Here is a 21,285-nt window from a genome sequence, read left to right on the forward strand (position 1 = left end):
ATGCCGTTGAGTACGGCGTGTGTGCTTCGCTGACCGCATTCGCATGCGGCCCTTATTGTTCAATCAACTGTGTTTGTTCAGTGGCATCGATTTGACGGCACCGCTGGCGATCAACTCAGCCAGTTCGGCGACGTCGAGCAACGCGCACATGTGTTCGATCACGGTGCCCGCCAGCCAAGGCCGTTGGCCCCGGTGGCTGCGCCATTTGATTTCGTTCGGGTCCAGGCGCAACGAGCGGCTGACTTGATGCACCGCCAGCCCCCACTCGTAGCCCTGCACCGAGATCACGTATTGCAGGCCCTGACGGAAGTCGTCGCGGTAGCGGTCGGGCATGACCCAGCGCGCGGTATCCAGGACTTTGAGGTTGCCGGCCTGGCTGGGCAGAATGCCGAGGAACCACTCCGGTTGCCCGAACAACGGCGTCAGCTCCTGGCCCTCCAGCGAATAGATCGAGCCCAGGCACACCAGCGGCACCGCCAGGGTCAACCCGGCGACGTCGAACAGCAGGCATTCGAACGGTTCGGCAGCCCAGCTCGGGCGGCCATCACCGGTCACCGGCGGCGGTGTGATGCTCGGCGGCAGGTGCACTTGCACCACCGGCTCGACCACAACAGGAGCAACCACCACAGGCGCCACCACTATCGGTGTGATCGGCACTACGACCTGCGCATCGCGGGCTTGTTCTTCCAGCACCGCCAACTGGAATTCATCCAGCGCGGCTTCGGGTTCAACAGCCGGTTCCAACACCAGGATCGGTTCCGGCAGTTCTTCGGCGGTCGCATCCTGCAGCAGGGCATCCAGATAGGATTCCAGCGCCAGTTGCGGCCGAGTCTTGAGTTCGACAGGACGGTTCATCACGCCACCTGCGCCACAAGCTGCTGCGACAGCAGGTGCTTGAGCAACGCGCGGTAGGCGAGTACGCCACGGCTCTTACCGTCGAACTGCGATGGCGCGAGACCTGCGCGGCTGGCGTCACGCAGGCGCGTGTCCACTGGAATGTAGCCATTCCAAATGGTGTCCGGATAGGCATCGCGCAACACGCGCAGGGTGCCGAGGGACGCCTGGGTGCGGCGGTCGAACAAGGTCGGCACGATGCTGAACGGCAGCGCTTGTTTGCGCGAACGGTTGATCATCGCCAGGGTGCTGACCATGCGCTCCAGGCCTTTGACGGCCAAGTGCTCGGTCTGCACCGGAATCACCAGTTGCTGGCTCGCCGCCAACGCGTTGACCATCAACACGCCGAGCAACGGCGGGCTGTCGATGATTGCGTAGTCGAAATCCTGCCAGAGTTGCGCCAGGGTCTTGGCGATCACCAGGCCCAACCCGCTCTGCCCCGGCGACTGGCGCTCAAGGGTGGCCAGGGCGGTGCTGGACGGCAGCAGGGAAATACTTTCGTTGCTGGTGGGCAGCAGCAGTTGCCCCGGCAGATCGGCCGGCACGCTGCCCTTGTGCAGGAACAGGTCGTAGTTGCTGTGTTCCAGCGCATCCGGGTCGTAGCCGAAATAGCTGGTCATGGAGCCGTGAGGGTCCAGGTCCACCACGACCACGCGCTTGCCCGCCTCGGCCAGCAAGCCGGCTAGGGCGATGGACGTGGTGGTCTTGCCGACCCCACCTTTTTGATTGGCAACTGCCCAGACTCTCATTCGGTTGGTTCCTCCCGGCAGGCACAGGCGCGACCGAGACATTGCATAAGGTTATTGAGCCGGCGACGGAGAATTGACGGCGCTCTGACGAACCGGCGGTTTTACAGGGGGCGGTGCAGTTTGTGTGCCAGCCCGCTTCAAGGCGGCATCCGGTGTTGCATTGGCGGTACCGGTGCCGGTCAGGCTGCGGCGCACATCCAGGTTGCGCGACACTACCAACACCACCCGGCGGTTCTTCGCGCGGCCCTCTACCGTAGCGTTATTGGCCACCGGCTGGAACTCACCATAACCCACCGAGGCCAGGCGCCCAGGGTTCACGCCCTGCATCGCCAGCATGCGCACGATGCTTGACGCACGGGCCGAGGACAGCTCCCAGTTGGTCGGGTACTGCGCGGTGCTGATCGGGAAATTGTCGGTGAAGCCTTCGACATGGATCGGATTTTCAAACGGCTTGAGAATCGCCGCCACCTTGTCGATGATGGTAAACGCCTGGTCGCTCGGCAACGCGTCGGCGCTGGCAAACAACAGGCTGGAATTAAGCTCGATTTCCACCCACAACTCGTTGCCGCGCACGGTCATCTGGTTGGAGCTGATCAGGTCGCCAAACGCTGCGCTGATGTCATCGGCGATGCTTTTCAGCGGATCGCTGGTGCCACCCACGCCGGCAGCGGTTTCATCGCTGTCGTTGACCAGCGGCTTGGCCGGGGTCACGGTCTTGGGCCGTTCTTCACCGATCGGGATCGGCTTGAGGGCGCGGTCGGCGTCGTTGAACACGCCAATCAGCGCCTGGGAAATAACTTTGTACTTGCCTTCGTTGATCGACGAGATCGAGTACATCACCACGAAAAACGCGAACAGCAAAGTGATGAAGTCCGCGTAGGACACCAGCCACCGTTCGTGGTTGACGTGTTCTTCGGGCTCGCGACGGCGACGGCTCATAATCGATATCTCCCATCAATCCATGAAGCCCTGGAGCTTCAATTCGATGGAGCGCGGGTTCTCACCCTCGGCAATCGACAAAATACCTTCGAGCAACATCTCGCGGTAACGCGACTGGCGCAGGGCAATCGACTTGAGCTTGCTCGCCACCGGCAACAACACCAGGTTGGCACTGGCCACGCCGTAGATGGTGGCGACAAATGCCACGGCAATGCCGCTGCCCAGTTGTGAAGGGTCGGCCAAGTTGCCCATCACATGGATCAGGCCCATCACCGCACCGATGATGCCGATGGTCGGCGCGTAGCCGCCCATGCTTTCGTAGACTTTGGCGGCGTTGATGTCGCGGCTTTCCTGGGTGTAGAAATCCACTTCCAAAATGCTGCGGATCGCTTCCGGTTCGGCGCCATCTACCAGCAATTGCAGGCCTTTGCGCGCGTAGCTGTCGGGCTCGGCATCGGCCACGCCTTCCAGGCCCAGCAGGCCTTCCTTGCGGGCGGTGAGGCTCCAGTTGACCACGCGGTCGATACCGCCAGGCAAGTCGACACGTGGCGGAAAAATGATCCAGATAAGGATCTGCATGGCGCGCTTGAAGGAGCTCATGGGCGACTGCAGCAACGCCGCGCCCACGGTGCCGCCGATCACGATCAGGGCGGCCGGGCCGTTGGCCAGGGCGCCGAGGTGACCGCCTTCGAGGTAGTTGCCGCCGATGATCGCGACAAACGCCATGATGATACCGATCAGGCTCAAGACATCCATCAGAGGCAAGCCTCCACCAGATGCTTGCCGATGTCGTCCAGGCTGTAGACGGCGTCAGCCAAGTCGGCCTTGACGATGGCCATGGGCATGCCATAGATCACGCAGCTGGCCTCGTCCTGGGCCCAGATGGCGCTGCCGCCCTGCTTGAGCAGGCGCGCGCCCTCACGGCCGTCGGCGCCCATGCCGGTGAGCACCACCGCCAGAACTTTGTCGCCGTAGGACTTGGCCGCCGAACCAAAGGTGATGTCCACGCACGGCTTGTAGTTCAGGCGCTCATCGCCCGGCAGGATTTTGATCGCGCCACGGCCGTCCACCATCATTTGCTTGCCACCCGGCGCCAGCAACGCCAGGCCAGGACGCAGGATGTCGCCATCCTCGGCTTCCTTGACGCTGATGCGGCACAGCTTGTCCAGGCGCTCGGCGAAGGCCTTGGTGAAGGCGGCAGGCATGTGCTGGATCAACACGATTGGCGCCGGGAAGTTGGCCGGCAGTTGGGTCAACACGCGTTGCAGGGCCACCGGGCCGCCCGTGGACGTGCCGATAGCCACAAGTTTGTAGGCCTTGCGCTTCGGCGCAGGCGAATGGGCAGTCGCAGGCGCAGCAGCGCGAACCGGCGCCACGGCTGGCCGTGCAACCGGCGCTGGCGCTGGGCGAGCAAACGATGACGTCGGTGCAGGCGGCGCTGCAACCGGTGCAGGCGTCGGCGCTGGCGCGCTGAACAGGCTGCGACGGTTACTGCGGGAAATACTGTGCACCTTCTCGCACAGCATCTGCTTGACCTTCTCGGGGTTGCGCGAGATGTCTTCGAAATTCTTCGGCAGGAAGTCCACCGCGCCGGCGTCCAGCGCATCCAGGGTGACCCGGGCGCCTTCGTGGGTCAGCGAGGAGAACATCAATACCGGGGTGGGGCAGCGTTGCATGATGTGCCGGACCGCGGTGATGCCATCCATCATCGGCATCTCGTAGTCCATGGTGATCACGTCCGGTTTCAACGCAATGGCTTGATCAATAGCCTCTTTGCCGTTGGTGGCCGTGCCGACCACCTGGATCGTTGGATCGGCGGAAAGAATTTCCGAGACGCGGCGGCGGAAGAAACCCGAATCGTCCACCACCAGGACCTTGACTGCCATAAACACTCCGTTAGGCGGGGCGGGCACTACCGCCCTGCCCCACCAGAATCAAATACGCCGAGCGGCGTAACGCTTGAGCATGCTCGGAACATCGAGAATCAGCGCGATCCGACCGTCACCCGTGATGGTCGCACCCGACATGCCCGGGGTTCCCTGCAGCATTTTGCCCAAAGGCTTGATGACCACTTCTTCCTGGCCCACCAGTTGATCGACCACAAAACCGATGCGCTGGGTGCCCACGGAGAGAATCACCACATGGCCTTCGCGCTGCTCTTCATGCTTGGCCGATGCCACCAGCCAGCGCTTGAGATAGAACAGGGGCAACGCCTTGTCGCGCACGATCACCACTTCCTGGCCGTCCACCACGTTGGTACGCGACAGGTCGAGGTGGAAGATCTCGTTGACGTTGACCAGCGGGAAGGCGAACGCCTGGTTGCCCAGCATCACCATCAGGGTCGGCATGATCGCCAAGGTCAAAGGCACCTTGATCACGATCTTCGAGCCCTGGCCCTTGGTCGAGTAGATGTTGATCGAGCCATTGAGCTGGCTGATCTTGGTCTTCACCACGTCCATGCCGACGCCACGGCCGGACACGTCGGAAATTTCGGTCTTGGTCGAGAAGCCCGGGGCGAAGATCAGGTTGTAGCACTCGGTGTCGGTCAGGCGGTCGGCGGCGTCCTTGTCCATCACGCCGCGCTTGACCGCGATATTGCGCAATATGGCCGGGTCCATGCCCTTGCCGTCATCAGTGATCGACAGCAGGATATGGTCGCCCTCTTGCTCCGCCGCCAAGATCACTTTGCCGTTGCGGGACTTGCCCGAGGCTTCGCGTTCTTCAGGGGTTTCCACGCCGTGGTCGACGGCGTTGCGCACCAAGTGGACCAGTGGATCGGCCAGGGCCTCGACGAGGTTCTTGTCGAGGTCGGTTTCTTCACCCACCAGTTCCAGGTTGATCTCTTTCTTGAGCTGACGCGCCAAGTCGCGAACCAGGCGTGGGAAGCGGCCGAAGACTTTCTTGATCGGCTGCATCCGGGTTTTCATCACCGCGGTTTGCAGGTCGGCGGTGACCACGTCGAGGTTCGACACGGCCTTTTGCATGGCTTCATCGCCGCTGCTCAGGCCCAGGCGCACCAGACGGTTACGTACCAGCACCAGTTCGCCGACCATGTTCATGATGTCGTCCAGGCGCGCGGTATCAACCCGCACGGTGGTTTCGGCTTCACTGGCAGGCTTCTCGGCAACCGGTGCTGCGGCGGCACGCGCCGGAGCAGGAGCCGCTACAGGCGCAGGCTTGGCGGCCGGAGCCGGCGCGGCGGCCTTGGCAGCAACCGGTGCAGCCGTGGCAACAGCAGCAGCGGCCGGGGCCACTTCGCTGAACTTGCCCTTGCCGTGCAACTCGTCCAGCAGCGATTCAAACTCGTGATCGGAGATCAGGCCGTCGCCGGCCGGTGCTGCACTGGCTGCGGCAGGCGCCGCAGCCGTGGCGGCGACTTCCGGCAGGGCGTCGGCCGCGAAGGTGCCCTTGCCATGCAGTTGGTCGAGCAACGCTTCGAATTCGTCGTCGGTAATGTCGGTGTTGGCATTAGCAGCAGGCGCCTCGGGCGCAGCGGCAGGTGCCACGGCGTCCGCTGCAAACTGGCCTTTGCCATGCAACTGGTCGAGCAGGGATTCGAACTCAGCGTCAGTGATGTCTTCGCTGGTTGGCGCAGCGACGGGCGCCTTGGGTGCCTCAGCCTCGGCCTTCACGGCACTGAGGGAGTTGAGCAGCTGTTCGAACTCGCTGTCGGTCACATCCGGCTCAGCTTCGGCCACAGGCTCGGGAGCCGCCTCAACCACAGGCGCAGCCGAGGTGTCGGCCGGTTCCGCCAGGCGCGCCAGGGCGGCCAGCAGCTCCGGGGTGGCAGCGGTGATCGGTGCACGGTCGCGCACCTCGCTGAACATGCCGTTGACCGCATCCAGTGCTTCGAGAATCACGTCCATCAATTCCGAATCAACGTGACGCTCACCCTTGCGCAGGATGTCGAACACGTTCTCGGCGATGTGGCAGCACTCCACCAGCTCATGGAGCTGGAGGAAGCCGGCGCCCCCTTTTACAGTGTGAAAACCGCGAAAAATTGCATTGAGCAGGTTCGCATCATCCGGGCGGCTTTCCAGCTCGACCAGTTGTTCGGACAGTTGCTCTAAAATTTCGCCGGCCTCTACAAGGAAATCCTGAAGGATTTCTTCATCGGCGCCGAAGCTCATGTGGGTGCTCCTTAGAAGCCTAAACTGGATAACAGGTCATCGACATCATCTTGACCCGATACAACGTCTTCACGTTTATCGGCATGAATCTGCGGACCTTCACCCTTGGCGAGATGTTTTTTTGGATCTTTTTCCGAGAGGATCGCTTCGCGGTCATGTTCAATACCGGCAAAACGGTCAACCTGGCCTGCCATAAGCACCAATTTGAGCAAGTTGCTTTCCACTTCGGTGACCAACTGGGTCACACGCTTGATCACCTGACCGGTGAGGTCCTGGTAATCCTGGGCGAGCAGAATGTCGTTGAGGTTGCTGGAAACCGTGCGGTTTTCCTGCTCGCTGCGTGACAAGAACCCTTCGACACGACGCGCCAATTCACGAAACTCTTCTGCGCCCACTTCGCGGCGCATGAAACGGCCCCAATCGTTGCTCAGGGCCTGGGCTTCGTTGGCCATGCCGTTGACCAGGGGCGTGGCGTTTTCCACCAGGTCCATGGTGCGGTTGGCCGCCGCCTCAGTCAGCCTGACCACGTAGGACAGGCGTTCGGTGGCATCGGTGATCTGCGAGATTTCCTCGGCCTGGGGCATATGCGGGTCAATCTGGAAATTGACGATCGCACTGTGCAGCTCGCGTGTGAGCTTGCCCACTTCCTGGTACAGGCCGCGGTCACGGGTCTGGTTGAGCTCATGGATCAACTGCACCGCGTCGCCGAATTGGCCTTTTTCAAGGCTGTCGACCAACTGGTGAGCATGCTTTTTCAGGGTCGACTCGAAGTCTCCCTGTGACGTTTCTTTATGCTCCATAGCTCCCCCGCGATGGCATTAGCCGTGGATGCGTTCGAAGATTTTTTCGATCTTCTCTTTCAAGGCCAATGCAGTGAATGGCTTGACCACGTAACCGTTGACCCCGGCTTGGGCGGCTTCGATGATCTGCTCACGCTTGGCTTCGGCGGTCACCATCAGCACAGGCAGGCTGCGCAGCTTTTCGTCAGCGCGCACGTGGCGCAGCAAGTCGATACCGGTCATGCCCGGCATGTTCCAGTCCGTTACCAGAAAGTCGATGCTGCCGCTGTTGAGGATCGGAATCGCCGTAATGCCGTCATCCGCCTCGACCGTGTTAGTGAACCCAAGGTCACGCAACAGGTTTTTTATGATCCGCCGCATCGTTGAGAAGTCATCAACGATGAGGATTTTCATGTTCTTGTCCAATTCGACCTCCAAGCAGTCTTAAACGCGCCCAGCACCTGGACACGCCATTTCAATCAACAGGCATTACACAAAAAGGACTGCCGGGGCACCACGGGTCGAACCCGCAAAGGTTTGTGGCCTTCACGGTATCGTCTGCAGTGTCCCCACACTGCCTGTCAGCGCGCTCGCCACTCTCCCAAACGCCCCCGCAAGCGGGCAGCGCACTGGCTGTGCAACTGGCTGACCCGCGACTCGCTGACCCCCAGGACCTCACCGATTTCCTTGAGATTCAGCTCTTCGTCGTAGTACAGCGCCAACACCAGTCGCTCACGCTCCGGCAAATTGGCAATCGCGTCCGCCAACGCCCCCTGGAAACGCTCATCTTCCAGGTCACGCGATGGCTCCATATGAGCGCTCGCGCCGTCCTCGTGCAGCCCTTCGTGTTCGCCGTCCTGCAACAGGTCGTCGAAACTGAACAGGCGGCTGCCCAAGGTATCGTTCAAAATCCCGTAGTAATCGTCGAGACTCAATTGGAGTTCGGCCGCAACTTCGTGATCTTTAGCGTCGCGACCGGTTTTTGCTTCAATTGCGCGAATTGCATCACTGACCATGCGCGTATTGCGATGCACCGAACGCGGCGCCCAGTCACCTTTGCGTACTTCATCGAGCATCGCGCCACGGATACGGATACCCGCGTACGTCTCGAAACTCGCACCCTTGCTCGCGTCGTATTTGGTCGACACTTCGAGCAGGCCGATCATGCCCGCCTGGATCAGGTCTTCGACCTGGACGCTGGCGGGCAGGCGTGCCAGCAAGTGATAGGCAATGCGCTTGACCAAGGGCGCGTAGCGCTCGATCAACTCGCCCTGACTGTCACGGGCAGACTTCTTGTACGCGTTGTAGCCAGTCGCTGTCATAGCACGGGTCCTGCGCTCGTCTGATGCACCAATCGCTCGACGAAAAACTCCAGATGCCCCCGAGGGTTGGCAGGCAACGGCCAGGTATCGACCTTCTGAGCAATAGCCTTGAACGCCAATGCGCATTTGGAACGAGGGAACGCTTCGTAGACTGCACGCTGCTTTTGCACAGCCTTGCGCACACACTCGTCGTAGGGAACTGCGCCGACGTATTGTAAAGCGACATCGAGGAAGCGATCCGTGACCTTGGTCAACTTGGCGAAGAGGTTGCGCCCTTCCTGCGGGCTCTGGGCCATGTTGGCCAGGACGCGGAAGCGGTTCATGCCGTAGTCACGGTTAAGCAGTTTGATCAGGGCATAGGCGTCGGTGATCGAGGTGGGTTCATCGCAAACCACCAGCAACACTTCCTGCGCGGCGCGCACGAAGCTGACCACGGACTCGCCGATCCCGGCGGCGGTGTCGATCACCAGCACGTCGAGGTTGTCGCCGATATCACTGAAGGCCTGGATCAGGCCGGCATGCTGCGCCGGGCTCAGGTGCACCATGCTCTGGGTGCCGGAGGCGGCCGGCACGATGCGGATGCCACCGGGACCCTGCAGCAGCACATCGCGCAGCTCACAGCGGCCCTCGATCACATCGGCAAGGGTGTGTTTGGGTGTCAGCCCCAGCAGAACGTCCACGTTCGCCAAGCCCAGGTCAGCATCCAGCAGCATGACGCGACGGCCAAGCTCTGCCAGGGCCAGGGACAAATTCACTGACACGTTAGTTTTCCCGACGCCACCTTTGCCGCCGGTCACCGCGATCACCTGTACGGGATGCATGCTGCCCATTTTATTTCTTTACCTTGTCTTGCTTAGACGCAGGCTACATGGCTTGGCCGCGTGAATCGCTTGCAGACCATCGATGTAGATACATTTCACGGTGTTCATCCTGCCTCAACCGACCCGTTTTGCCGGGCTGTGGTAGAGGTCGGCGAACATATCGGCCATCGCTTCCTCGCTAGGCTCTTCTTGCATTTGCACGCTGACTGCACGGCTGACCAACTGATGACGGCGCGGCAGATGCAGATCATCCGGGATCCGCGGCCCGTCGGTCAGGTAGGCGACCGGCAATTCATGACTGATGGCCAGGCTTAGCACCTCGCCCAGGCTCGCGGTTTCATCGAGCTTGGTGAGGATGCAACCGGCCAGGCCACAACGCTTGTAACTATGATACGCAGCGGTAAGAACCTGTTTCTGGCTGGTGGTTGCAAGCACCAGGTAATTTTTCGACTTGATGCCACGCCCCGCCAGGCTTTCCAACTGCATGCGCAATGCCGGGTCGCTGGCTTGCAGGCCGGCAGTATCGATCAATACCACGCGCTTGCGCAGCAGCGGGTCGAGGGCGTTGGCCAGGGACTGGCCCGGGTCGACATGGGTCACCGACACATTGAGGATCCGGCCCAGGGTCTTGAGCTGCTCCTGGGCACCAATACGGTAGCTGTCCATGCTCACCAGCGCGATATTCTGCGCGCCGTATTTGAGGACGTACCGGGCAGCCAGCTTGGCCAGGGTGGTGGTCTTGCCCATGCCGGCAGGGCCGACCATGGCAATCACACCGCCTTCTTCCAGAGGCTCGATTTCCGGGGTAACGATCATCCGCGCCAGGTGGGCCAGCAACATGCGCCAGGCCTGGCGAGGCTCTTCGATTTCGGTGGTCAGCGCCAGCAGGTCGCGGGACAACGGGCCGGACAGGCCGATGCGTTGCAGGCGACGCCACAGGTTGGCTTGTTGCGGCTTGCTGCCTTGCAGCTGGTTCCACGCCAGCGAGCCCAACTGCACTTCCAGCAGTTCACGCAGGCCGTTGAGTTCAAAACGCATCGAATCGAACACCCGCTGGTCAACCGCAGGCGCCGGGGCCGGCGCAGCAGGACGCGGTGGCTCTTTGAACGTCGGCTCGACCAACGGCTCGGCAGCGGTCAGTGGCAAGCCGGCGAACAACTGGCGATTGGTGGTGGCATCGCTGTCGCCGCGCATGCTCAGTTCAGCCTGGGCCGAAACGATGCGCGAGGCGGTTTTGCGCAGCTCGTCTTCGAGTTCCATGTTCGGTACACGCGGCGCCAGCGCCGAGGGGGTGTAATCCAGGGCAGCCGTCAGCTCGACACCGCCGGCAATACGACGGTTTCCGATAATCGCGGCGTCGGCGCCCAGCTCATCACGCACCAGTTTCATGGCCTGACGCATATCGGCGGCGAAAAAACGCTTCACTTGCATAACCCACTACCCTCAGCCGTTGGGCCCTACTGTCGCGACGATAGTCACTTGCTTGTTGTCAGGAATTTCCTGATAAGCCAAAACGTGCAAATTCGGTACTGCCAAACGCCCAAACCGCGACAACATCGCCCGGACGGGGCCTGCCACCAGCAGAATCACCGGTTGGCCCTGCATTTCCTGGCGCTGTGCGGCGTCGATCAACGAGCGCTGCAGCTTCTCAGCCATGCTTGGCTCCAGCAGAACGCCCTCTTCCTGGCCTTGTCCTGCCTTCTGAATACTATTGAGCAATATTTGTTCCAACCTTGGTTCCAAGGTGATCACAGGCAGCTCGGAGTCAAGCCCTACAATGCTTTGGACGATTGCACGCGACAATCCGACGCGCACCGCAGCCACCAGGGCGGCAGTATCTTGACTCTTGGCGGCGTTGTTGGCGATGGCCTCGGCAATGCTGCGGATATCGCGTACTGGCACCTGTTCGGCCAACAGCGCCTGCAACACCTTGAGCAACTGCGACAGCGACAGAATGCCCGGTACCAGTTCTTCGGCGAGTTTTGGCGATGCTTTGCCCAGCAAACCCATCAATTGCTGGACTTCCTCGTGGCCAATCAGCTCGTGGGAGTGTTTGTACAGGATCTGGTTGAGGTGAGTCGCGACCACAGTGCTGGCGTCCACCACGGTGTAACCGAGGGATTGCGCCTGGCTGCGCTGGCTGATTTCGATCCAGACCGCGTCCAGGCCAAAAGCCGGATCTTTGGCGGTAATGCCGTTGAGGCTGCCGAACACCTGCCCGGGGTTGATCGCCAGTTCGCGGTCCGGGTAGATCTCGGCTTCGGCCAGGATCACGCCCATCAGGGTCAGGCGATAGGCACTCGGGGCCAGGTCGAGGTTGTCGCGGATGTGCACGGTGGGCATCAAAAAGCCCAGGTCCTGCGACAGTTTCTTGCGCACGCCCTTGATCCGCGCGAGCAATTGGCCACCCTGGTTGCGGTCCACCAGCGGGATCAAGCGGTAGCCGACTTCCAGGCCGATCATGTCGATCGGGGTTACGTCATCCCAGCCAAGCTCCTTGGTTTCCTGGGCTCGGGCCGGGGATGGCAGCAGTTCCTGCTGGCGGGCGATCTCTTGCTGGGCGATGACTTTGACCTGGTTCTGCTTTTTCCAGAACAGATACGCAGCGCCGCCAGCCAGGGCCGCCATGCTCAGGAATGACACGTGCGGCATGCCCGGCACGATCCCCATGATCGCCATGATGCCCGCCGCCACGGCCAGGGCCTTGGGCGAAGCGAACATCTGCCGGCTGATCTGCTTGCCCATGTCTTCGGAGCCCGAAGCACGGGTCACCATGATGGCCGCCGCTGTTGATAACAACAGTGATGGCAATTGCGCCACTAAACCGTCACCGATGGTCAGCAACGCGTACACCTTGCCCGCATCGCCGAAGGTCATGCCGTGCTGGAAGATACCCACGGCCATGCCGCCGATGAGGTTGATGAACAGGATCAGCAAGCCGGCAATGGCGTCACCGCGCACAAATTTGCTGGCACCGTCCATGGAACCGTAGAACTCAGCCTCCTGGGCGACTTCCAGGCGACGGGATTTGGCTTGGTTCTGGTCGATCAGGCCGGCGTTGAGGTCGGCGTCGATGGCCATCTGTTTGCCGGGCATCGCGTCGAGGGTAAAACGCGCGCTCACTTCGGAGATGCGCCCGGCGCCTTTGGTGACCACCACGAAGTTGATGATCATCAGGATCGCGAACACCACGATACCGACCACGTAGTTACCGCCGATCACCACCTCACCGAAGGCCTGGATCACCTTACCGGCAGCGGCATGGCCGTCCTGGCCGTGCAGCATGACCACACGGGTCGACGCCACGTTCAGCGCCAGGCGCAGCAGGGTCGCCACCAGCAGAATGGTCGGGAATACCGCAAAATCCAACGGCCGTAGGGCGTAGACGCACACCAGCAGGACGACGACGGACAGCGCAATGTTAAAGGTAAAGAACACGTCGAGCAGGAACGGCGGCATCGGCAACATCATCATTGCCAGCATCACCAGCAACAACAACGGCACACCCAGATTGCCTCGCGAGAGGTCAGTCAGGGTGCTGCGGGCGTTGCCGAGCATTTGAGAGCGATCCACCACCGGTATTCCTCGTGTCCTTTGAAGCAAAGTTTTGACGCGGTTGGGCGTCTTGCAGGCGGTATTGCAAGAAGCCTTCCAACTTTTGCTCTAAGGGTCAGATCGCTCTCAGGCATTGCCTTGAAACCATCGGCGAGGACGAAACTACAAGGGTTTGACGTTATCGGCCTGTAGGCCTTTTGGGCCTTGAACGATGCCGTATTCGACTTTTTTGCCTTCTTCGAGGGTTCTGAAGCCATCGATTTTTATCGCGGAATGGTGGACAAATACATCTGCGCTTCCATCGTCCGGCGAAATAAAACCAAACCCCTTCTCCGCGTTAAACCATTTCACCGTACCTGTTGCCATTGCCGTTCTCCTGACTTACGGGATAACGCAAACGTCGGATGCATAGACCGCATCGCGCCCATGAACTCTCTTGACCTCAACCCGCAGGCCCACGGCAAGCCGAATACCTCGCGAACCGATGAAATCCACTCGCACGTCGTCTTCACCGTTTTCCAGGGCAATCAAGCCCATCCCGGATTTCTGGTCGTAATATTTGACAGCGCCTCTGACCGCCTTCAAAACCACTCTCCCTGCATCTCATCTACAGCTTTCGCGCAGTGCTTTAAGCAATGGAACCGCGAGAACGAGCTTCTGGCTACTGTCAAAGTTGACAGGTAGACAGGCATTCACGACGAGTGGTAGGGAGTGAAAAATCAGGAATCGCGGCGCAAATCCGGTGGAATCGGCAGATCCTTGAGTGGATCCGGGCGCTTACCCTTGCCCGCACGGTATTGGCGAATCTGATAAACGTACGCCAACACCTGCGCGACGGCCAGATAGAGCCCAGCGGGGATCTCGTGGTCGAGGTCGGTGGAATAGAAAATCGACCGCGCCAGCTCCGGCGACTCCAGCAGCAGGATGTCGTTGGCCACGGCGATTTCGCGGATCTTCAGCGCCGTAAAGTCACTGCCCTTGGCCAACAGCATCGGCGCGCCGCCCTTCTCTGGGTCGTACTTGAGCGCCACGGCGTAGTGGGTCGGGTTGGTGATGACCACGTCGGCGTCGGGCACTGCGCCCATCATCTTGCGCTGGGACATTTCCCGTTGCAGCTGGCGAATACGCTGTTTGACCTCGGGCCGGCCTTCCTGGTCCTTGTGCTCGTCGCGCACTTCCTGCTTGGTCATCAGCAGTTTCTTGTGGCTTTCCCACAGCTGGATCGGGGCATCCACGGCAGCGATGATGATCAGCCCGGCCGCCATCCACAGCGCGCTCCAGCCCACCACCTGCACGCTGTGGATAATCGCCGACTCCAGCGGTTCATGGGCGATGCGCAGCAGGTCGTCGATGTCGGACGACAACACCATCAGCGCCACAAATAGAATCAGGATGAATTTGGCCAATGCCTTGAGCAACTCCACCAGGGCCTTGGCGGAAAACATGCGCTTGAGCCCGGCAGCCGGGTTCATGCGGCTGAATTTCGGGGCCATGCTGCCGGCGGCAAACAACCAGCCACCCAGGGCGACCGGGCCGATCAGCGCAGCCAGCAGTAAAGTGATCAGGATCGGCTGCACCGCCAGGATCGCGATCTTGCCCGAGTGCAGCAGGTACTGGCCCATGGCGTCAGGGTTGAGCAGCACGTCGCGGGGCAAGGTGAAGTTGTGCTTCATCAACTCCATCAAGTCCAGCGCCAGACCGCCGCCGTAGATCAGCAAGGCGCCGGCGCCGGCCATCATGGTTGCAACGGTGTTCAGCTCTTTGGAGCGCGCAATCTCGCCCTTTTCCCTGGAGTCCTTTTTGCGCTTCTCCGTGGGGTCTTCTGTTTTGTCCTGACCACTCTCGCTCTCGGCCATGGCTCAGCGCGCCCGTGCCAGATCACGTAAGAACTGCAAGGCGTCGGTCGCCAGCGGTTGATACTGATTGAGAATGTCGGCCAGGCCGATCCAGAAAATCCCCATGCCCAATACCAGGGTCAACGGGAAACCAATCGAGAAGATGTTCAGCTGTGGCGCCGCACGGGTCATCACGCCGAACGCGATGTTGACCACCAGCAACGCGGTAATGGCGGGCAACACCAGCAACAGCGACGCGCCAAACACCCAGCCCAGGCGCCCGACGATTTCCCAGAAATGATTGACCACCAGCCCCGAGCCCACCGGCAAGGTGGTGAAGCTTTCGGTCATCACTTCAAAGGCTACCAGGTGGCCGTTCATCGCCAGGAACAGCAAGGTCACCAGCATGGTCAGAAACTGCCCGATCACCGCCGCCGATACGCCGTTGGTGGGGTCGACCATGGAGGCGAAGCCCATGCCCATCTGAATCGAGATGATCTGCCCGGCCACCACAAAGGCCTGGAAAAACAGCGTGAGGGAAAAGCCCATCAGCGCGCCGATCAGGATTTGTTCGGCAATCAGCAGCAACGCGCTGAGATCGATGGCATTGACCGGTGGCATCGGCGGCAACCCTGGCACGATCACCACGGTAATCGCCACCGCGAAGTACAGGCGCACCCGGCGTGGTACGAGGGTGGTGCCGAACACCGGCATGGCCATCAACATCGCCGTCACGCGGAACATCGGCAGGATGAAGGACGCCACCCACGTGCTGATCTGGGTATCGGTCAATGCCAGCAACGACTGCATCCGGTCAGCCGATCAACTGCGGAATACTGCCGTACAACTGCAGAATGTATTCCATGAAGGTCTGCACCAGCCAAGGGCCGGCCACGATCAGGGTGACCAGCATCACCAGCAAACGCGGCAAAAAGCTCAAGGTTTGTTCGTTGATCTGCGTCGCGGCCTGGAACATCGCCACCAGCAGGCCCACCAACAGGCTCGGCACGACCAGCACGGCGACCATCACGGTGGTCAGCCACAGCGCTTCACGGAACAGGTCGACAGCTACTTCTGGCGTCATTGCGCTATACCCCGCCGAAACTGCCGGCCAACGTGCCGATAATCAGCGCCCAGCCGTCCACCAGCACAAACAGCATGATCTTGAACGGCAACGAGATGATCAACGGCGACAGCATCATCATACCCATGGCCATCAACACGCTCGCCACCACCAGGTCGATGATCAGGAACGGGATGAAGATCATGAAGCCGATCTGGAACGCGGTTTTCAATTCGGAGGTGACGAACGCCGGCACCAGGATGGTCAGCGGTGCCTGGTCCGGGGTGGCGATGTCGGTGCGCTTGGACAGACGCATAAACAGCTCAAGGTCGCTGGAGCGGGTTTGCGACAGCATGAAATCCTTGATCGGGCCCTGGGCCTTGTCGATCGCATCCTGGGCGGTCATTTTCTCCGCCAGGTAGGGTTGCAGCGCTTGCTGGTTCACCTTGTCGAACACCGGCGCCATGATGAACAGCGTCAGGAACAAGGCCATGCCGGTGAGGATCTGGTTCGACGGCGTCTGCTGCAGGCCCAGGGCCTGGCGCAGGATCGAGAACACAATGATGATCCGCGTGAAGCTGGTCATCAGCATGACGAACGCCGGGATAAAGCTCAGCGCGGTCATGATCAGCAGGATCTGCAGGCTGACCGAATACTCCTGCGCGCCGGCCGCGTTGGTGCCCAACGTGATCGCCGGGATCGACAACGGGTCGGCGCCAAACGCCAGTGGCGCGGCCAGCAACAGCATGAGCGCCAATAAAACGCGCATTACTTCTTATCCTTTTGATCCTTGCCCAGCAACTCCATCAGGCGCTGGGCGAATTCTGGCGTGGCGGACTGGCTCTGATCCACGCTCACCGGGGTCTTGAGCACATGCAGCGGGGTGATGCGACCGGGCGTGATGCCCAGCAGGATCTGCTCCCCGCCCACTTGCACCAGCACCAGCCGATCACGCGGGCCGAGGGCGCGGGAACCGATCATCTCGATCACCTGGCCATTGCCCGGCCCCACGCGCTGCACCCGGCGCAACAGCCAGGCCAGTGCGAAGATCAAACCCACCACCAGCAACAGGCCCAGCACCAGCTGGGTCAATTGCCCGCCAATGCCGCTGCTCACCACTGGCGCAGCGGCAGCGGTGGCCTGCGCGGCCGGCTCAGCCGCGAGGGCGCTCAATGGCAGCGCCAGAAACAGTCCCGCCATCGAATACTTCATCTCAGCGCAACTTCTTGATGCGTTCGCTCGGGCTGATCACGTCGGTCAGGCGGATGCCGAACTTCTCGTTGACCACCACCACTTCGCCGTGGGCAATCAGGGTGCCGTTGACCAGCACGTCCAGCGGCTCACCGGCCAGGCGGTCCAGCTCGATCACCGAACCCTGGTTGAGTTGCAGCAGGTTGCGGATGTTGATTTCGGTGCTGCCGACCTCCATGGAGATCGACACGGGAATGTCGAGGATCACATCCAGGTTCGGGCCGTCGAGGGTCACCGGGTCGTTGTTCTTCGGCACGCTGCCGAATTCCTCCATCGGCAGACGGTTGCCGGCCGGAGAGGTGGCGGCGTCAGCGGCCAGCAGCGCATCGATGTCGTCCTGGCCAACATCGCCGGTTTCTTCCAGGGCAGCCGCCCATTCGTCAGCCAGGGCCTGGTCTTCGGCGGAAGTGTTTTCGTGTTCGGTAGCCATTACATGTCCTCGGCGAAGCAAAAATGAGTGTTGATCAGCGACGATTGATCGGTTCGACCACTTGAAGAGCCAAGTTGCCCTTGTGGGAACCGAGCTTGACCTTGAATGACGGCACACCATTGGCGCGCATGATCATTTCGTCGGGCAATTCGACGGGGATGATGTCCCCTGGCTGCATGTGCAAAATATCGCGCAGGCGTAACTGGCGACGGGCCACCGTGGCGCTCAGGGGTACGTCGACGTCCAGCAGGTCTTCGCGCAGGGCCTTGACCCAACGCTCGTCCTGATCGTCCAGGTCGGACTGGAAACCGGCGTCGAGCATCTCGCGCACCGGCTCGATCATCGAGTACGGCATGGTCACGTGCAGGTCGCCGCCACCGCCATCGAGTTCGATGTGGAAGGTGGACACCACAATGGCTTCGCTGGGGCCGACGATGTTGGCCATGGCCGGGTTCACTTCCGAGTTGATGTACTCGAAATTGACTTCCATGATCGCCTGCCAGGCTTCCTTCAAGTCGATGAAGGCCTGCTCCAGCACCATGCGCACTACCCGCAATTCGGTCGGGGTGAACTCACGGCCTTCGATCTTGGCGTGACGGCCGTCGCCGCCGAAGAAGTTGTCCACCAGTTTGAACACCAGCTTGGCATCCAGGATGAACAGCGCGGTACCGCGCAACGGCTTGATCTTGACCAGGTTGAGGCTGGTGGGCACGTACAACGAGTGCACGTATTCACCGAACTTCATCACCTGCACGCCGCCCACCGCCACATCCGCCGAGCGGCGCAGCATATTGAACATGCTGATGCGGGTATAACGGGCGAAGCGTTCGTTGATCATCTCCAGCGTCGGCATGCGTCCACGGACGATGCGATCCTGGCTGGTGAGGTCATAACTTTTGACGCTGCCGGGCTCGGCAGCCATTTCGGTGTGTACCAGACCATCGTCGACGCCATGCAGCAGCGCATCGATCTCATCCTGGGACAGCAGGTCTTGCACGGCCATGTCGTGATCCTACTGCAATACGAAGTTAGTGAAGAGCGCCTGCTCGACCACGACTTTGCCGAGTTCCTTCTGGGCCACTTCCTGCACGCTGGCAGTGACCTTCTGGCGCAGCATTTCCTGGCCCACCGGGGTGGCCAGGCTGTCGAAGCTTTGACCGGAGAACAGCATCACCAGGTTGTTGCGGATCACTGGCATGTGCACCTTGAGGGCATCCAGGTCCGACTGGTTACGCGCCAGCAAGGTGATGCTCACCTGCAGGTAGCGTTGGCGGCCATTCTGATTGAAGTTGGCGACAAAGGCCGGAAGCATCGGCTCGAAAATTGCCGGTTGCTTGACGTTACTGGCGGTTTCGGCGGCGGGTGCCGGCTTGCTGGCACTGCTGTGCATGATGTACCAGGTGCCGCCGACCGAGGCGCCGATGGCCAGGAGCAGGCCCAGGACTATCAACAGGATAAGCTTGAGCTTACCTTTGCCTGCGGGTGCTTTTGCTGCGTCGTCGCTCTTCGCCATGCCAATAATCCGTCACTATTCGGGGATTCATAGATCTACGGAAAGGCAAGAGCAAGTGTTATGCCAGAGTTGTCTGGAAGTCGAGGACGTACGGGCGCAGCAAATCAAATTGTGGGAGGGGGCTTGCCCCCTCCCACATTTCGTCCGGCGCCAGGCTCGGATCAGGCGTAGTAGTCGACGGCGCTGGAGCCGATTACGGTTGAGGTGACCGGCGCCACGGCTTCAGCCACATCAATGTGGTTACCACTGTCGCTGTTATCACCACCGCGCCCGCCGCTGCCGCTCACGCCACGGGTCTGGGCCTGTTGCTGCTGTTGCTCCTGGCCACGGGACTGGTCGGACACGTTCACATCCACCTGCCCCATGCCCTGCTGGGCGAACATCTCCCGCAAGCGGCCGGACTGGCTTTCCAAGGCTTCACGTACCACCGGGTGGGCGCTCATGAAGTTGACCTGGGCTTGCTGGTCGGCGGTCATGTTGACCTTGATATCCAGGCGACCGAGTTCGGCCGGCTGCAACTGAATCTCCGCCGACTTGAGGTTGGCGCTGGACAGGTACATCACGCGGTTGACGATTTCATCGGTCCAGCCGCTCTGGTGCATGGCCAGCGGCGCATTGGTTACCGGCGGCAAGGCGTTGGCGGTTTTCGGTGTGGCGGCCTGGGTCAATGCAGCCAGGCGGTTGGCGAAGTCGTCGACACGGGTGTCGCTGCTGGCGTTTTTCAGGTCCTTGAGGCCGTCCTCGATCAACCCGCCGAAGGCCTTGTCACCACCCGTGTCAGTGCTGTCCTTGGTGGCTTGCTGGTCGACCATATTGGCCAGGCCGGCGGCAAAGTTCTGTGCGGCGGTGGGTTGATCCTGAGTTGGCGCCGGGGCGGTTTTGGCCTGGGCCTGACTGCTGGCCGAGACATGACCGCCCTGCTCCATCGCCAGGCGCACGGCTGGCATGGCGTCCAATGGGTCGGCTTCCGGATCAAAGACAGGCTTGGCTTCCTCGGTGGCCGCGACGGGTGCCGCGACTACCGGCTGGGTCTTGTCATCCTTGGCTGTGGTGACAGGCGCCGGGGTTTCCACCGGCACTGGCACGGCGACTGGAGTGACGGTGGCAATCAGGGCCGGATCGACCACCGGGTCAGCTGGAGGCTGCTGTACCAGGGTCGGGTCGGTTGACGCTTCGTCATCCTTGCTGGCGCTGTCGTCGGTCTTGGCCGGTGGGGTGGCAGGCAAGGGTTTGCCGCTATCGGCAACGGCTGGCGTGCTGGCGGCAGGTTTGTCGCTGCTTGCCGCTGGCTTGGCACTGGCGTCGGAGGACTTGCCGGCGATGGGTTTGGGCGAATTATCGTCGGCCTTGGCCGTGGGTTTGGAAGCCTGGTTGGCGAACACTTGAGCGAAGCCAGGGCCCTTGTCCCGTGGGTCCGCAGCCGCTGCCGGTGGGTTGGCAGCGGGCGCTTGAGGCTTGGCCGCGGGGGCAGCCTGAAGGAGCGAATTCGGGGCGACTGGCATAGGTAAAGGTCTCCACTGCATGGGGGTCGGGGATGCAGTATTGGGAGGTAGAGCAAGAGTTGGGCCAGGTTTGGGGTTGGTTGGTTTTATTGAGTACATATCCGTTTTTTAGGTAACGGCCACTTAGGGTTCCGCCCTTACGGCGGCTCACTTTGCAAAAGCGGCAAAGCAAGCAAAACGCTCTTGCCCCAACACTCGGCACCTCGCTTAGGCTCGGTGTGCCCGTAATCCGACAGTGATTTGGGGGGCCGCCGCCACGCGCCATCCATGGCGCGGGGCGGCTAAACCGGCATCCCTGCCGGTTTACCCCCCAAATCCCTGCCGAATTCCGGCCAGCGTGTTTGACGGGGCGCCTAAGATCAAGATCACGATCAAAAGCAAAGCGCGGCGGCCTAGTAGCCGACCGAATCGTTGAAGCCTGCGCATTTCCCTGTGGGAGCCGGGCTTGCCCGCGATGGTCGTCAACGATGATGCAAAAAAACGGGATACACACCAACGTATC

General features: G+C 61.1%; 23 protein-coding genes. All 23 read right to left on the reverse strand.

Translation table 11 applies throughout. The features are described from left to right. Positions 1-63 precede the first annotated feature (63 nt). Positions 64-855 carry a CheW domain-containing protein gene (locus EJ576_RS21010; protein ID WP_028617309.1) on the reverse strand — a complete coding sequence of 264 codons (792 nt, stop codon included), beginning with the start codon at positions 853-855 and terminating at the stop codon, positions 64-66. After that, positions 855-1,643, reverse strand: a complete 789-nt coding sequence (locus EJ576_RS21015) for a ParA family protein (RefSeq protein ID WP_028617310.1) — start codon at positions 1,641-1,643, stop codon at positions 855-857. Before EJ576_RS21015 ends, EJ576_RS21010 begins: the two co-directional genes overlap by 1 nt. 51 nt (positions 1,644-1,694) lie before the next feature. Then, a complete protein-coding gene (gene motD / locus EJ576_RS21020) occupies positions 1,695-2,582 on the reverse strand; it encodes a flagellar motor protein MotD (RefSeq protein ID WP_028617311.1) in 888 nt (295 codons plus the stop codon). Between the two features lie 15 nt (positions 2,583-2,597). Beyond that, a complete protein-coding gene (locus tag EJ576_RS21025) occupies positions 2,598-3,338 on the reverse strand; it encodes a flagellar motor protein (RefSeq protein WP_016976609.1) in 741 nt (246 codons plus the stop codon). Next, a complete protein-coding gene (locus EJ576_RS21030; RefSeq protein WP_126571001.1) occupies positions 3,338-4,468 on the reverse strand; it encodes a chemotaxis response regulator protein-glutamate methylesterase in 1,131 nt (376 codons plus the stop codon). Before EJ576_RS21030 ends, EJ576_RS21025 begins: the two co-directional genes overlap by 1 nt. Positions 4,469-4,516: 48 nt before the next feature. Further along, positions 4,517-6,712 carry a chemotaxis protein CheA gene (locus EJ576_RS21035; protein ID WP_122554742.1) on the reverse strand — a complete coding sequence of 732 codons (2,196 nt, stop codon included), beginning with the start codon at positions 6,710-6,712 and terminating at the stop codon, positions 4,517-4,519. Positions 6,713-6,723: 11 nt separating this feature from the next. Beyond that, on the reverse strand, positions 6,724-7,512 hold the full coding sequence (locus tag EJ576_RS21040) for a protein phosphatase CheZ (protein WP_028617314.1): 789 nt from the start codon (positions 7,510-7,512) through the stop codon (positions 6,724-6,726). A gap of 18 nt (positions 7,513-7,530) precedes the next feature. After that, positions 7,531-7,905, reverse strand: coding sequence for a chemotaxis response regulator CheY (locus EJ576_RS21045; RefSeq protein WP_015885173.1), 375 nt, complete (start codon positions 7,903-7,905; stop codon positions 7,531-7,533). 167 nt (positions 7,906-8,072) lie between these two features. Continuing rightward, positions 8,073-8,813, reverse strand: a complete 741-nt coding sequence (gene fliA, locus EJ576_RS21050) for an RNA polymerase sigma factor FliA (RefSeq protein ID WP_016976604.1) — start codon at positions 8,811-8,813, stop codon at positions 8,073-8,075. Further along, a complete protein-coding gene (fleN, locus tag EJ576_RS21055; protein ID WP_003192912.1) occupies positions 8,810-9,643 on the reverse strand; it encodes a flagellar synthesis regulator FleN in 834 nt (277 codons plus the stop codon). The genes fliA and fleN overlap by 4 nt, the downstream gene beginning before the upstream one ends. Positions 9,644-9,748: 105 nt before the next feature. After that, on the reverse strand, positions 9,749-11,065 hold the full coding sequence (gene flhF / locus EJ576_RS21060) for a flagellar biosynthesis protein FlhF (RefSeq protein WP_028617315.1): 1,317 nt from the start codon (positions 11,063-11,065) through the stop codon (positions 9,749-9,751). Positions 11,066-11,077: 12 nt separating this feature from the next. After that, the gene (gene flhA, locus EJ576_RS21065; RefSeq protein WP_218168778.1) at positions 11,078-13,192 is read right to left on the reverse strand and encodes a flagellar biosynthesis protein FlhA; all 2,115 of its coding nucleotides are present in this window, start codon (positions 13,190-13,192) and stop codon (positions 11,078-11,080) included. 159 nt (positions 13,193-13,351) lie between these two features. Next, positions 13,352-13,555 carry a cold-shock protein gene (locus EJ576_RS21070; protein ID WP_123474456.1) on the reverse strand — a complete coding sequence of 68 codons (204 nt, stop codon included), beginning with the start codon at positions 13,553-13,555 and terminating at the stop codon, positions 13,352-13,354. A gap of 15 nt (positions 13,556-13,570) precedes the next feature. Continuing rightward, on the reverse strand, positions 13,571-13,780 hold the full coding sequence (locus tag EJ576_RS21075) for a cold shock domain-containing protein (protein ID WP_126571002.1): 210 nt from the start codon (positions 13,778-13,780) through the stop codon (positions 13,571-13,573). Between the two features lie 128 nt (positions 13,781-13,908). Further along, positions 13,909-15,045 carry a flagellar biosynthesis protein FlhB gene (gene flhB / locus EJ576_RS21080; RefSeq protein WP_123474457.1) on the reverse strand — a complete coding sequence of 379 codons (1,137 nt, stop codon included), beginning with the start codon at positions 15,043-15,045 and terminating at the stop codon, positions 13,909-13,911. A gap of 3 nt (positions 15,046-15,048) precedes the next feature. Further along, on the reverse strand, positions 15,049-15,834 hold the full coding sequence (gene fliR, locus EJ576_RS21085; RefSeq protein ID WP_095017112.1) for a flagellar biosynthetic protein FliR: 786 nt from the start codon (positions 15,832-15,834) through the stop codon (positions 15,049-15,051). Between the two features lie 4 nt (positions 15,835-15,838). Further along, a complete protein-coding gene (fliQ, locus tag EJ576_RS21090; protein ID WP_010208761.1) occupies positions 15,839-16,108 on the reverse strand; it encodes a flagellar biosynthesis protein FliQ in 270 nt (89 codons plus the stop codon). A 4-nt stretch (positions 16,109-16,112) separates the two neighbouring features. Beyond that, a complete protein-coding gene (gene fliP, locus EJ576_RS21095; RefSeq protein WP_122725661.1) occupies positions 16,113-16,856 on the reverse strand; it encodes a flagellar type III secretion system pore protein FliP in 744 nt (247 codons plus the stop codon). Continuing rightward, positions 16,856-17,299, reverse strand: coding sequence for a flagellar biosynthetic protein FliO (fliO, locus tag EJ576_RS21100; protein ID WP_126571003.1), 444 nt, complete (start codon positions 17,297-17,299; stop codon positions 16,856-16,858). Before fliO ends, fliP begins: the two co-directional genes overlap by 1 nt. Position 17,300: 1 nt before the next feature. Further along, positions 17,301-17,768, reverse strand: coding sequence for a flagellar motor switch protein FliN (fliN, locus tag EJ576_RS21105; protein WP_016976567.1), 468 nt, complete (start codon positions 17,766-17,768; stop codon positions 17,301-17,303). A 34-nt stretch (positions 17,769-17,802) separates the two neighbouring features. Beyond that, positions 17,803-18,771: a flagellar motor switch protein FliM gene (gene fliM, locus EJ576_RS21110; protein WP_122725659.1), complete on the reverse strand. Its 969-nt coding sequence runs from the start codon at positions 18,769-18,771 to the stop codon at positions 17,803-17,805. A 9-nt stretch (positions 18,772-18,780) separates the two neighbouring features. Beyond that, positions 18,781-19,281 carry a flagellar basal body-associated protein FliL gene (fliL, locus tag EJ576_RS21115; protein WP_122717829.1) on the reverse strand — a complete coding sequence of 167 codons (501 nt, stop codon included), beginning with the start codon at positions 19,279-19,281 and terminating at the stop codon, positions 18,781-18,783. 161 nt (positions 19,282-19,442) lie between these two features. Beyond that, positions 19,443-20,783 carry a flagellar hook-length control protein FliK gene (locus EJ576_RS21120; RefSeq protein WP_126571004.1) on the reverse strand — a complete coding sequence of 447 codons (1,341 nt, stop codon included), beginning with the start codon at positions 20,781-20,783 and terminating at the stop codon, positions 19,443-19,445. Between the last annotated feature and the right edge of the window lie 502 nt (positions 20,784-21,285).

The sequence above is a fragment of the Pseudomonas sp. C 49-2 genome (genome assembly GCF_003970195.1).
Taxonomy (GTDB): domain Bacteria; phylum Pseudomonadota; class Gammaproteobacteria; order Pseudomonadales; family Pseudomonadaceae; genus Aquipseudomonas; species Aquipseudomonas canadensis.

Coding starts and splice junctions, on each gene's coding strand:
- EJ576_RS21025 (WP_016976609.1), bottom strand. CDS start 3,338: ATGGATGTCTTGAGCCTGATCGGTATCATCATGGCGTTTGTCGCGATC.
- fliP (WP_122725661.1), bottom strand. CDS start 16,856: ATGCGCGTTTTATTGGCGCTCATGCTGTTGCTGGCCGCGCCACTGGCG.
- EJ576_RS21070 (WP_123474456.1), bottom strand. CDS start 13,555: ATGGCAACAGGTACGGTGAAATGGTTTAACGCGGAGAAGGGGTTTGGT.
- fliR (WP_095017112.1), bottom strand. CDS start 15,834: ATGCAGTCGTTGCTGGCATTGACCGATACCCAGATCAGCACGTGGGTG.
- EJ576_RS21015 (WP_028617310.1), bottom strand. CDS start 1,643: ATGAGAGTCTGGGCAGTTGCCAATCAAAAAGGTGGGGTCGGCAAGACC.
- fliA (WP_016976604.1), bottom strand. CDS start 8,813: ATGACAGCGACTGGCTACAACGCGTACAAGAAGTCTGCCCGTGACAGT.
- motD (WP_028617311.1), bottom strand. CDS start 2,582: ATGAGCCGTCGCCGTCGCGAGCCCGAAGAACACGTCAACCACGAACGG.
- fliM (WP_122725659.1), bottom strand. CDS start 18,771: ATGGCCGTGCAAGACCTGCTGTCCCAGGATGAGATCGATGCGCTGCTG.
- flhB (WP_123474457.1), bottom strand. CDS start 15,045: ATGGCCGAGAGCGAGAGTGGTCAGGACAAAACAGAAGACCCCACGGAG.
- EJ576_RS21045 (WP_015885173.1), bottom strand. CDS start 7,905: ATGAAAATCCTCATCGTTGATGACTTCTCAACGATGCGGCGGATCATA.
- EJ576_RS21120 (WP_126571004.1), bottom strand. CDS start 20,783: ATGCCAGTCGCCCCGAATTCGCTCCTTCAGGCTGCCCCCGCGGCCAAG.
- flhF (WP_028617315.1), bottom strand. CDS start 11,065: ATGCAAGTGAAGCGTTTTTTCGCCGCCGATATGCGTCAGGCCATGAAA.
- fliO (WP_126571003.1), bottom strand. CDS start 17,299: ATGAAGTATTCGATGGCGGGACTGTTTCTGGCGCTGCCATTGAGCGCC.
- EJ576_RS21030 (WP_126571001.1), bottom strand. CDS start 4,468: ATGGCAGTCAAGGTCCTGGTGGTGGACGATTCGGGTTTCTTCCGCCGC.
- EJ576_RS21035 (WP_122554742.1), bottom strand. CDS start 6,712: ATGAGCTTCGGCGCCGATGAAGAAATCCTTCAGGATTTCCTTGTAGAG.
- fliQ (WP_010208761.1), bottom strand. CDS start 16,108: ATGACGCCAGAAGTAGCTGTCGACCTGTTCCGTGAAGCGCTGTGGCTG.
- EJ576_RS21040 (WP_028617314.1), bottom strand. CDS start 7,512: ATGGAGCATAAAGAAACGTCACAGGGAGACTTCGAGTCGACCCTGAAA.
- fleN (WP_003192912.1), bottom strand. CDS start 9,643: ATGGGCAGCATGCATCCCGTACAGGTGATCGCGGTGACCGGCGGCAAA.
- fliL (WP_122717829.1), bottom strand. CDS start 19,281: ATGGCGAAGAGCGACGACGCAGCAAAAGCACCCGCAGGCAAAGGTAAG.
- EJ576_RS21010 (WP_028617309.1), bottom strand. CDS start 855: ATGAACCGTCCTGTCGAACTCAAGACTCGGCCGCAACTGGCGCTGGAA.
- flhA (WP_218168778.1), bottom strand. CDS start 13,192: ATGCTCGGCAACGCCCGCAGCACCCTGACTGACCTCTCGCGAGGCAAT.
- fliN (WP_016976567.1), bottom strand. CDS start 17,768: ATGGCTACCGAACACGAAAACACTTCCGCCGAAGACCAGGCCCTGGCT.